This window comes from Streptomyces sp. NPDC096079, from assembly GCF_040303145.1.
In the GTDB taxonomy this organism is placed as follows: Bacteria; Actinomycetota; Actinomycetes; order Streptomycetales; family Streptomycetaceae; genus Streptomyces.
This window is the reverse complement of record NZ_JBEOST010000002.1, coordinates 469,452-480,565: the sequence shown is the minus strand read 5'-3', so window position 1 is coordinate 480,565 and position 11,114 is coordinate 469,452. Positions and strand designations below refer to the sequence as shown.

Genomic DNA, 11,114 nt, shown 5'->3' with positions numbered 1-11,114 from the left:
CAGATAGTCGTACGGTCCTCTCGTGGCCAGGACCAAGGAATTCGATCCGGAGGCCGCGCTCCAGGCAGCGCTCGAACTGTTCTGGGCGCGCGGCTACGAGGCGACGACGATGTCGGACCTCGTGGAGCACCTCGGCATCGGCCGCGCCAGCATCTACGCGACCTTCGGCAACAAGCACGAGCTGTACCTGAAGGCGATGGACCGCTACCTGGAGACCCGCGAGCCGGGGATGGTGGAGGAGCTGTCCGCGCCGGGCCCGGCCCTGCCGGCCGTGCGGGCCCTCGTCCGCCGCTTCGCCGCCGAGGCGGCGGCGGACGGGGAGCGCCTGAACGGCTGCTTCGTCACCAACTCGGCGGCGGAGCTCGGACCGCACGACACGGTGGTCGCGCGCCGGGTGGAGCTGAGCTGGGAGCAGATCGAGACGCTGCTGCACGGCGCGCTCACCCGGGCCCGCGCCGGGGGCGAGCTCCCGGCCGACCGCGACCCGAAGGCGCTCGCGCGGATGCTGCTCGTGCTGCTGCAGGGCGTCCGGGTGGTCGGCAAGGCGTCGAGCGACCCGGGCCGGGTCCTGGACGCGGCGGAGCAGGCACTGACCCTGCTGGACTGAGGAACGGGCGCCCACGGGGGGCGCCCTTTCTTCGGGGCCCATTATGGAATGAACGGTCAAGTTCAGAATGGATTTCGGGGGGACGACATGACGACGACGGACCTGCGGGAGCCGCGGGAGGCCACCGGCCTCCCCCGGCCGGCCCGCCACGGCTTCCTGCTGCTCGGCGGCGTCCAGATGACGCTCATCTTCACGCTCGCCTCCCTCGCCGTCCCGCTCCCCCGCATCGGCGCCGAGTTCCGGCTCGACCGCGCCCAGCTGGTCCTGCTGAGCGCCGCCTACGGGCTGACCTTCGCCGGACTGCTGCTGCTCGGCGGCCGGCTCGCCGACCGCTCCGGCGGGCGCCGGGTCCTCACCGCCGGACTCCTGGTCTTCGGCGCCGCCTCCGCCCTCGCACCGCTCGCCCCCGGGTACGGGACGCTGCTCACCGCCCGGTTCGGGCAGGGCGTCGGCGCGGCGCTCGTCGCCCCGGCCGCGATGGCGGTCCTGCGGGCGCTGTACCCCGAACCCGCCGCCTACGGCAGGGCGATGGCCACCTGGGGCGGGCTCTCCGTGCTCGGCGCGACCGCCGGGAACCTGCTCTCCGGGGTCGTCTCCGCGGCCACCTCCTGGCGCGGCACCTTCGCGGTCCCGCTCGCGGTGACGGCGACGGCCCTGATCCTGGCGCCCCGCCTGCTGCCCGCGACGCCACCGGGCCGGGGCCGGGCCCTCGACCTGCCCGGCGCGCTGCTCGCCACCGCCGGGATCACGCTGGCCAGTTACGGGCTCGTCCTCACCGACGCCCATCCCTGGGGCTCCGCCGCGGTCCTCGTGCCGCTGCTCACCGGCCTCGTGCTGCTCGCCGCCTTCGCCGCCGTCGAGCGGCGGACCGCCGACCCGCTGCTGCCCCCGGACTTCCTGCGCGACGGCCGCCGCGTCCTGGGCCTCGCGGCGATCGGGCTCACGGCGGCCGGCACGGCCACGGTCTTCGTCCTGCTGTCCCTCGCGCTCCAGCAGCAGCGCGGCTGGTCGGCGCTGCTCACCTCCGCCGCCTTCGTCCCCTTCGCGGTCGCCCTGCTCGGCTCGGGGCGGCTCGCGGGCCCGCTGATCGGGCGGTACGGCCCCGGCCGGGTGACCGCCGGCGGGCTCGGCACGGCCGCCGCGGGGCTCGCCCTGCTCGCCGCCACCGGTTCCGACACCGCGGCCCCGTACGCGTACGGCCTGCTGCCCGGCCTGCTCCTGCTGCCGGCCGGCGGCGCGCTGTCCTTCGCGGGCGCCGCCGTCCTCGCCACCGACGGGGTCCCCGCGCACCGCGCGGGCCTCGCGGGCGGCGTCCTGAACACGGCGATGGAGCTCGGGCCGACCGTGCTCTTCGCCGCCCTGCTCACCCTCGGCGGCGACGCGGTGTCGCTGGCGGCCGCCGCCGTCCTCTTCACCGCCCTCGCCACCACCACTCTCCTCCTCCGGAAGGGCTGACCACCATGTCCGCACGCTTCACCGACCGCACCGTCCTCGTCACCGGCGCCGGTTCCGGGCTCGGCCGGGCCATCGCGCTCGCCTTCGCCGCCGAGGGCGCGAAGGTCGTCGTCGCCGGCCGCACGGCAGAGTCCCTCGACGGGACGGTCGCCCTGATCGAGGCCGCCGGGGGCACGGTCGCCGCCGTCACCGCCGACGTGTCGAGCGCCGAGTCCACCCGGGAGCTGGTCCGGCGCACGGTCGCGCTGTTCGGCGGCCTGGACGTGGCCGTGAACAACGCCGGGGTGTTCCGGGGCGGCGGCCACAGCGCCGCCGACCTCCCGCTGGAGGACTGGAAGGCACTGCTCGACATCAACGTCACGGGCGTACTGCACGCGCTCCAGGCCGAGGTCGCCCACATGCGGGCGAACGGCGGCGGGGCCATCGTGAACATCGCGTCCAACCTGGGCCCCCACGTCCGCGTCCCCGGGCTCTTCGGCTACCAGGTCTCCAAGGCGGCCGTGTCGGCGATCACCCGGGCTGCCGCCCTGGACCACATCGCCGACGGGGTCAGGATCAACGCGGTCAGCCCCGGGGCGGCGGAGTCCACGATGTCGCTGCGGCCCGGTGAGACCGAGGCCGAGCGCGAGGTCCGGATGAAGGAGCAGTCGCCCCTCGGCCGCATCTCGTCGGCGGCCGAGGTGGCGGCGGCGGTGCTGTACCTCGCGTCGGACGACGCGGGCTCCGCCGTCGGCACGGACCTGGTGATCGACGGCGGCGTCTCGGCCTGAGCCGGGGCCTCAGCCCTGGACGGCCGCCGGGTCCATCCAGAAGACCTCCCAGTGGTGGCCGTCCAGGTCGGTGAAGGAACGGCCGTACATGGAGCCCATCTCCAGCGGGTCCTTCGCCGGGCCGCCGCCGGCGGCGAGGGCGGCGTCGGCGAGCCGGTCGACCGCCTCCCGGCTCTCGGCGCTCAGCGTGACCAGGACCTCCGTGGTCTTGGCCGCGTCGGCGATCTCCTTCCCGGGCGCCATGAAGGACGTGAACTTGGGCTCTTCGAGGAGCATCGCGAAGATCGTGTCGCTGATGACCACACAGGCGCTCGTCTCGTCGCTGAACTGCGGGTTCGAGGCGTATCCGAGCTTCTCGAAGAAGGCCTTGCTGGCGTCGACGTCCTTGACGGGCAGGTTCACGAAGATCATCTGCGGGGCCATGGCGCTCTCTCTTCCCTCGTTCGGTGCTGTCGAGAGGTAAGACGGACCTGCCCCTCGGAACTCATCGGTCTCCCGAGGATTCTTCTCGTTCAGGCCGCGGAGCGCAGGGCGAGGGCCGCCAGGGGGACGAAGCCACCGCCGGTGCCCTCGGTCGGCCCGGCACCCAGCCGCTTCAGCATCGCCACGGCGATCCGCTCGCCCTGCGCCTTGGCCCGCTCGGCCCTCGGCCCGCTGTGGAGGCCGTCGACGGCGGCGCGCCAGAGCTGCACCCAGCGGCCGAAGTGGGCGGCGGTGAGCGGCCGCGCGGAGTGGAGGGCGGCGTGTGGGGCGAAGGCGTCCCGCCCGTAGTCGGCGGTACGGAGGAGGGCGCGCTCCCAGAAGTCGCCGATGCGCGGCAGATGGACCTCCAGGTCGGTCCCGGCGATCTCGGTGAAGAAGGGCCCGATCAGCGGGTCGGCGAAGGCCGCGCCGTAGAAGCGCCGCAGCAGCACGTCGAGGTCGTGACGGTCGCTGATGTCCCGGGTGGCAGGCATGCCCCCAGTCTGCCCCCGGCCGCCGCCTCCCCCAAGAGCCGAAGGTCCCGGCGCCTCCCACGAGCCGAAGGTCCCGGCGCGCCTCCCCCACGAGCCGAAGGTCCCGGCGCGCCTCCCCCACGAGCCGAAGGTCCCGGCGCGCCTCCCCCGAGAGCCCCCGGAGGTCCCGGCGCCGGCGCTCGCCCCGCGCCGACAGCGAGCCCCCGTCTCCGCGTCATCGCCCGTTGACGCCCAGTCAACTCCGCACTCCTAGGTTCCGGAAGCGCGCGACCCCGTCGCCCGACCGGTGCGGCGGGGCGGTTCACAGCCTCTCAGGAGTGAGACGTGGAGCGACGCAGTTTCCTGCGTGGAGCGGTCATCGGCACCTCGGCCGCCGCCTTCGGCGGCAGCCTGTGGCAGAGCGCGGCCTTCGCCGCCCCCGCCCAGCCCGGCGCCGGCCCCTACGGGGCGCTCGGCGCGGCGGACGCGAACGGCATCCAGTTGCCGGCCGGGTTCACCAGCCGGGTGATCGCCCGGTCCGGCCAGACGGTGACCGGCACCTCGTACGCCTGGCACAACGCCCCCGACGGCGGCGCCTGCTTCGCCGACGGCACCGGCTGGATCTACGTCTCGAACTCGGAGATCAACCCGAGCGGCGGCGCGAGCGCCGTGCGCTTCGACTCGGCCGGAGCGATCACCGGCGCCTACCGCATCCTCTCCGGCACCCGCCAGAACTGCGCGGGCGGCAAGACGCCGTGGAACACCTGGCTGTCCTGCGAGGAGGTGTCCCTCGGCTACGTCTACGAGACGAACCCGTGGGGCGGCACCGCCACCCGCCGGGACGCCCTGGGACGGTTCAAGCACGAGGCGGCGGCCGCCGACCCGGTGCGCCGGGTGATCTACCTGACCGAGGACGAGACGGACGGCTGCTTCTACCGCTTCGTCCCCACCACCTGGGGCGACCTCTCCTCCGGCACGCTCCAGGTCTTCAAGGCCGGTACCGCCACCTCCGGCACCTTCACCTGGCAGAACGTGCCGGACCCGGACGGCTCGCCGACCACCACCCGCGCCCAGGTGTCCGGCGCCAAGCGCTTCAACGGCGGCGAGGGCTGCCACTACGCGGACGACACCGTCTGGTTCACGACCAAGGGCGACAACCGGGTCTGGCAGGTGAACCTGGCCGCCGGCACGTACGAGCTGGCCTACGACGACTCACTGGTGGTCGGCGGCGGCGCTCCGCTGACCGGCGTCGACAACATCACCGGCACCGCCTCCGGCGACCTGTACGTCGCCGAGGACGGCGGAAACATGGAGATCTGCGTCATCACGCCGGACGACGTCGTCGCGCCGTTCCTGCGGATCACCGGCCAGTCCGGCTCCGAGATCACCGGACCGGCCTTCTCCCCCGACGGCACGCGGCTGTACTTCTCCAGCCAGCGCGGCACCAGCGGCAGCTCCTCCGGCGGCATCACGTACGAGGTGAAGGGCCCGTTCCGCGCGTAGCCGCCGCTACGACGTGACCGGTCCGTTCCGCGCGTAGCCGCGCGTGTAGCACCGCAGGTCCATGTGCCGCTGGGCACCGCCGAGCAGGGCGGCGCCCAGCGGCGTCAGCGTGTGCAGGACCGCGTTGCCGTGGCGGAGGGTCGCGATGAGGCCGGCCTCGCGCAGCACGCCCGCGTGCTGGCTGGCCGAGGCCAGGGACACCCCGGCCCTGCGGGCCAGCTCGCTGGTCGTCCCGCCGTCCCCGATGGCGTGCAGGACGGCCGAGCGGGTCTGGCCGACGAGCTTGGCCAGCGAGGAGCCGCCCGGCGCCCGGACGGTCGCCGTCTCGCCGTGCGTGACGGGGTAGACGAGGACCGGCGGCAGCGCGGGGTCGCGGAGCACCACGGCGGTCCCCCGGCAGAAGAACGACGGCTGCAGCAGCAGCCCCCGCCCGTCGAGGTGGACGTCCCGGTCGACCGGGTAGTCCGCTTCGAGGACGGGCGCGCGCCAGCGCAGCATCGGCGGCAGCGAGGCGAGCAGCTCCTCGGCCCCGCCGTCCAGGAGGGCCCGGCCGCGGCGGGCCCGGTCGGCCTCGACGCGGGCCCGGATGTGCGGCCAGTACGGCTCGACGGCGGCCCGGTGGTAGCTCCGCAGGGCGCCCACGAGCCGGTCGAAGGGCTCCGCGCCGCCGTCGGCGAGGGCACGCAGCGAGTGGGGCACGGTCCGCCCGCCGGAACGGTCGGCGGCGAGCAGCGAGAGCTCCTCGCGCAGCCGGTCCCGTTCGGTGGCCCGGATGGCCTGGAGGCCCTCGTCGAGTCCGTGGACGCCCTCCGCGGGCGTCAGGAAATCGGGAAAGTAGCCGCGGCTGGGAACGAGCGCGGCGAGGAGCCGGGTCTCACCCCCGAGCCGCATCCGGGCGTCGGCCCGCCAATCCCCGTAGACGACCGGTCCACGCCGGTCCCTTAAACGGTGAAAGCTCAGAATCGTTTCCCACAGAACGTCCGGCCGGGCGGCCGTCCGCACCCCCGCCAAGTCGCTACCGGTGAAATGAATCCGCAGCATGAAGGTCCCCACCTGTGCACTCGCAACCACCCCCGACGACGAGTATGCACAGCATCACTGCACGTTACCAGGGTGTTTCAGCCACAGTTGAAAGGCATCGCGGCAATCAGGGGGGAACCGAAAAGCTGTACGGGTCGGGCAGGAAACCTTCAGGACCGAGGTGACGTGGTGAAGACCGTGGGGGGCTTTGCCCGTCCGGCGGCGGTCGGCGAGGTTGCGGCTCACCTGCCCGACATCGGTAAAGGGCGCGGCCTCCGGGTGGGGATCCGGGGGTCGCGCCCGCCCCGTTCTTTGCGACACGTAAACGTAGAAGTTCAATAGCCAATAATTCAATCGGCCGTAATTGAACATGAACTCACATGTGCACGGCTAACCCCCGGGGATATACGACGGGACGGACACCTCCGCACAAAGGTGTCCGTCCCGTCTCTTTTGTGAATCCGGAGCCGCCGCCCGCCGGTGAGGGTGAGAGGTGACCGACGGCGGCCCCGGTGGCTGTGAACCCGCTGCTGAACGGGGGTTCAGGAGGGCCCGACCGCCGCTCCTGAACGCCCGTTCAGCAGGCCTCAGCGACTGTCGCTGCCCTTGGCCTCGGCCGCCGCGCGGCCGGCCTCCAGGCGCGCCACCGGGATCCGGAAGGGCGAGCAGGAGACGTAGTCGAGGCCCACCTCGTGGAAGAAGTGCACCGACTCCGGGTCGCCGCCGTGCTCGCCGCAGACACCGAGCTTGATGTCGGGGCGGGTCGCGCGGCCGGCCTCGACGGCGCTGCGCACGAGCGCGCCGACACCGTCCTTGTCGATGGTCTCGAAGGGGCTGACGCCGAAGATGCCCTTCTCCAGGTACGCGGTGAAGAACGAGGCCTCCACGTCGTCGCGGGAGAAGCCCCAGACCGTCTGCGTCAGGTCGTTGGTGCCGAAGGAGAAGAACTCCGCGGCCTCGGCGATCTGACCAGCGGTCACGGCGGCGCGCGGCAGCTCGATCATGGTGCCGAGCGCGAGCTTCAGCTCGACGCCGGTCCGCGCCTGGACCTCGGCGATGACCTGCTCGGCCTCCTCGCGGACGATCTCCAGCTCCTGGACGGTGCCGACGAGCGGGATCATGATCTCGGCGCGCGGGTCGCCCTTGGCGTCGATGCGGTGGGCCGCGGCCTCGGCGATCGCCCGGACCTGCATGGTGAACAGGCCGGGGATGACCAGGCCGAGACGGACACCGCGCAGACCCAGCATCGGGTTCTGCTCGTGCAGCCGGTGCACGGCCTGGAGCAGGCGCAGGTCGTTCTCGTGCGGCTCCTTGCGGGACTCGGCGAGGGCGACGCGCACCGACAGCTCGGTGATGTCGGGCAGGAACTCGTGCAGCGGCGGGTCGAGCAGGCGGACCGTGACGGGCAGCCCGTCCATGGCCTCGAAGAGCTCGATGAAGTCCTGCTTCTGCAGCGGGAGCAGCGCCTTCAGCGACTCCTCGCGCTCGGCGTCCGTGTCGGCGAGGATGAGCCGCTCGACGTACTGGCGGCGCTCGCCGAGGAACATGTGCTCGGTGCGGCACAGGCCGATGCCCTGGGCGCCGAAGCGGCGGGCGCGGGAGGCGTCCTCGGCGTTGTCGGCGTTGGCGCGGACGCGGAGGCGGCGGACGCGGTCGGCGTAGGCCATGATCCGGTGCACGGCGCCGACCAGCTCGTCGGCGTCGTCGGCGCCGGCGTGCATGCGGCCCTCGAAGTACTCGACGACCGGGGACGGTACGACGGGCACCTCACCGAGGTAGACCTTGCCGGTGGAGCCGTCGATGGAGACGACGTCGCCCTCCTCGACGACCTGGCCGTCGGCCGTGGTCATCCGGCGGCGCTTGGTGTCGACCTCCAGCTCCTCGGCGCCGCAGACACAGGTCTTGCCCATGCCGCGGGCGACGACGGCGGCGTGCGAGGTCTTGCCGCCGCGGGAGGTGAGGATGCCCTCGGCGGCGATCATGCCGTCCAGGTCGTCCGGGTTGGTCTCGCGGCGGATCAGGATGACCTTCTCGCCGGAGCGGGACCACTTGACGGCCGTGTACGAGTCGAAGACGGCCTTGCCGACGGCGGCGCCCGGGGAGGCGGCGATGCCGCGCCCGATCTGCTCGACCTTGGCGTCCTCGTCGAACTTGGGGAACATCAGCTGGGCGAGCTGCGCGCCGGTGACGCGCTGGAGCGCCTCGGCCTCGTCGATCAGGCCCTGGTCCACGAGCTGGGTGGCGATGCGGAAGGCGGCACCGGCGGTGCGCTTGCCGACGCGGGTCTGGAGCATCCAGAGCTGGCCGCGCTCGATGGTGAACTCGATGTCGCAGAGATCCTTGTAGTGGGTCTCCAGCGTGTTCATGATGTGCATGAGCTGGTCGTACGACGTCTTGTCGATCGACTCGAGGTCGGCCAGCGGCACGGTGTTGCGGATGCCGGCGACGACGTCCTCGCCCTGCGCGTTCTGCAGGTAGTCGCCGTAGACGCCGGCGTGGCCGGAGGCGGGGTCGCGGGTGAAGGCGACGCCGGTGCCGGAGTCGGGGCCGAGGTTGCCGAAGACCATCGAGCAGACGTTGACGGCGGTGCCGAGGTCGCCCGGGATGCGCTCCTGGCGGCGGTACAGCTTGGCGCGGTCCGTGTTCCAGGAGTTGAAGACGGCCTCGATGGCGAGGTCCATCTGCTCGCGCGGGTCCTGCGGGAAGTCGCGGCCGGTCTCGGCCTTCACGATCTCCTTGAAGTGCTCGACGACCTTCTTGAGGTCGGCGGCGTCCAGGTCGGTGTCGCTGGCGACCTTCTTCGCGGCCTTGGCCTCGTCGAGGGCCTCCTCGAAGAGCTCGCCGTCGACGCCGAGGACGGTCTTGCCGAACATCTGGATGAGCCGGCGGTACGAGTCCCACGCGAAGCGGTCGTTGTCCGCCTGGCGGGCGAGGCCGGCCACCGACTCGTCGGAGAGGCCGATGTTGAGGACGGTGTCCATCATGCCCGGCATGGAGAACTTGGCGCCCGAGCGGACCGAGACGAGAAGCGGGTCGTCGGCCTGGCCGAGCTTCTTGCCCATCTGCTGCTCAAGGGCGTCGAGGTGCGCGCTGACCTCGTCGCGGAGCTCGACCGGCTCCGAGCCGCTCTCCAGGTAGACCTTGCACGCCTCGGTGGTGATCGTGAAGCCCGGAGGCACCGGCAGGCCGAGGTTGGTCATCTCGGCGAGGTTGGCGCCCTTGCCACCGAGCAGGTCCTTCAGGTCCCTGTTGCCCTCGGTGAAGTCGTAGACGAACTTCTGATCATTGTTTTCCGACACGGGTCCCGACTCCTCGATGACTCGGTTGGCTGCCCTGACGGCGAGGAACATACCCAGATCGAAGGCTTCTGGGGAGGTACGCCTACCGGTCACACGGTCTTAACCACCCGTCCGCCAGCACTTCGAAAGTTACCGAGGCGAAGCTTCCGGTTTCACGGCCCGAAGGCCAGTTGACCCGATCCAGTGGAACCTCGCTCACATGAGCGCACAATTGAGCATTTGCGTTCAACTCTTGAACGCAAAAGGGGTGGCACTCAGTGCCACCCCTTCAGGGCTTACAGCTACCCGTAACCTGCTCATCTGAGCACCACCCCCCTCAAGGGTGGCGAGGATCACTCCTCCAGAAGGGCCGGATCTCAGCCGCCGGACGTGTCCAGCTCGGCGTCCTCGCTCACCGCGGAGCAGTCGTAGGGGTCCTTCAACCAGCCGTCCGGCAGGACAACTCGGTTGTTTCCGGACGTACGGCCCCGAGGACCGTCGGCACCCACCGGCCACGACTGGTCCAGGTCCAGCTCGCTCAACTGAGCGCGCAGCTCGTCCAGGGAGGAGGTGATGGCGAGCTTCTTGCGCATCTCGGAGCCGACCGCGAAGCCCTTCAGGTACCAGGCCACGTGCTTGCGGAAGTCGATGACACCGCGTGCCTCGTCACCCAGCCACTCGCCGAGCAGCCGCGCGTGCCGCACCATCGCGTCCGCGACCACGCGCAGCCCCGGCTGGGCGTACGTTCCGGTGCCCTCGAAGCCCGCCACGAGGTCCGCGAAGAGCCAGGGGCGGCCCAGGCAGCCCCGGCCCACGACGACGCCGTCACAGCCCGTCTCCCGCATCATCCGCAGCGCGTCGTCCGCCGACCAGATGTCGCCGTTGCCGAGCACCGGGATCTCCGGCACGTGCTCCTTGAGCCGCGCGATCGCGTCCCAGTCGGCCGTGCCGCCGTAGTGCTGGGCCGCCGTCCGCCCGTGCAGGGCGATGGCGGTCACGCCCTCCTCGACGGCGATCCGGCCCGCGTCGAGATAGGTGATGTGGTCGTCGTCGATGCCCTTGCGCATCTTCATCGTGACCGGCAGGTCGCCCGCGTTGCCCACGGCCTCGTTGAGGATCGCCCGCAGCAGCGGCCGCTTGTAGGGCAGGGCCGAGCCGCCGCCCTTCCGGGTGACCTTGGGGACCGGGCAGCCGAAGTTCAGGTCGATGTGGTCGGCGAGGTCCTCGTCGACGATCATCCGCACGGCCTTGCCGACCGTCACGGGATCCACGCCGTACAGCTGGATCGAGCGCGGCTGCTCCGTCTCGTCGAAGCGGATGAGCTGCATGGTCTTCTCGTTGCGCTCGACCAGGGCGCGCGTCGTGATCATCTCGCTCACGAACAGCCCCTTGCCGCCGCTGAACTCACGGCAGAGGGTACGGAAGGGGGCGTTGGTGATGCCGGCCATGGGGGCGAGCACCACCGGCGGCTGCACGATGTGCGGCCCGATGGCGAGAGGGGTGAACGCGGTCATTCGGCCATTGTCCCGCACTGCGGAGTTTCTTA

Annotated in this window: 9 protein-coding genes; 4 read left to right on the top strand and 5 right to left on the bottom strand. The window is 71.8% G+C overall.

All coding sequences use genetic code 11. The annotated features are described in order from the left end of the window. Positions 1–22 precede the first annotated feature (22 nt). From ABTY59_RS06090 to ABTY59_RS06080, 3 genes are all read left to right on the top strand, one after another. Positions 23–607: a TetR/AcrR family transcriptional regulator gene (locus ABTY59_RS06090; protein WP_352017689.1), complete on the top strand. Its 585-nt coding sequence runs from the start codon at positions 23–25 to the stop codon at positions 605–607. Between the two features lie 87 nt (positions 608–694). Continuing rightward, a complete protein-coding gene (locus ABTY59_RS06085) occupies positions 695–2,062 on the top strand; it encodes an MFS transporter (RefSeq protein ID WP_352017688.1) in 1,368 nt (455 codons plus the stop codon). A 5-nt stretch (positions 2,063–2,067) separates the two neighbouring features. After that, positions 2,068–2,832 (top strand): SDR family NAD(P)-dependent oxidoreductase, encoded by a 765-nt coding sequence (locus tag ABTY59_RS06080; RefSeq protein ID WP_352017687.1) that lies wholly within the window; start codon positions 2,068–2,070, stop codon positions 2,830–2,832. Between the two features lie 9 nt (positions 2,833–2,841). Here ABTY59_RS06080 and ABTY59_RS06075 read toward each other — a convergent pair whose 3' ends face one another. Further along, positions 2,842–3,255, bottom strand: coding sequence for a VOC family protein (locus tag ABTY59_RS06075; protein WP_352017686.1), 414 nt, complete (start codon positions 3,253–3,255; stop codon positions 2,842–2,844). An 89-nt stretch (positions 3,256–3,344) separates the two neighbouring features. Continuing rightward, a complete protein-coding gene (locus ABTY59_RS06070) occupies positions 3,345–3,788 on the bottom strand; it encodes a group III truncated hemoglobin (RefSeq protein WP_352017685.1) in 444 nt (147 codons plus the stop codon). 324 nt (positions 3,789–4,112) lie between these two features. Between ABTY59_RS06070 and ABTY59_RS06065 the strand changes: the two genes are divergently transcribed. Continuing rightward, complete coding sequence (locus ABTY59_RS06065) at positions 4,113–5,270, top strand: PhoX family protein (RefSeq protein ID WP_352017684.1); 1,158 nt, start codon at positions 4,113–4,115, stop codon at positions 5,268–5,270. Between the two features lie 6 nt (positions 5,271–5,276). Here the strand turns inward: ABTY59_RS06065 and ABTY59_RS06060 are convergent, their stop codons facing one another. The 3 genes from ABTY59_RS06060 to dusB all read right to left on the bottom strand — a co-directional run bounded on the left by ABTY59_RS06060 (position 5,277) and on the right by dusB (position 11,082). Next, positions 5,277–6,311 carry an ArsR/SmtB family transcription factor gene (locus tag ABTY59_RS06060; protein ID WP_352017683.1) on the bottom strand — a complete coding sequence of 345 codons (1,035 nt, stop codon included), beginning with the start codon at positions 6,309–6,311 and terminating at the stop codon, positions 5,277–5,279. A gap of 566 nt (positions 6,312–6,877) precedes the next feature. Beyond that, positions 6,878–9,589 carry a pyruvate, phosphate dikinase gene (ppdK, locus tag ABTY59_RS06055; protein WP_352017682.1) on the bottom strand — a complete coding sequence of 904 codons (2,712 nt, stop codon included), beginning with the start codon at positions 9,587–9,589 and terminating at the stop codon, positions 6,878–6,880. Positions 9,590–9,945: 356 nt separating this feature from the next. Next, entirely contained in the window at positions 9,946–11,082 is a 1,137-nt protein-coding gene (dusB, locus tag ABTY59_RS06050) for a tRNA dihydrouridine synthase DusB (protein ID WP_352017681.1), read from the bottom strand. Between the last annotated feature and the right edge of the window lie 32 nt (positions 11,083–11,114).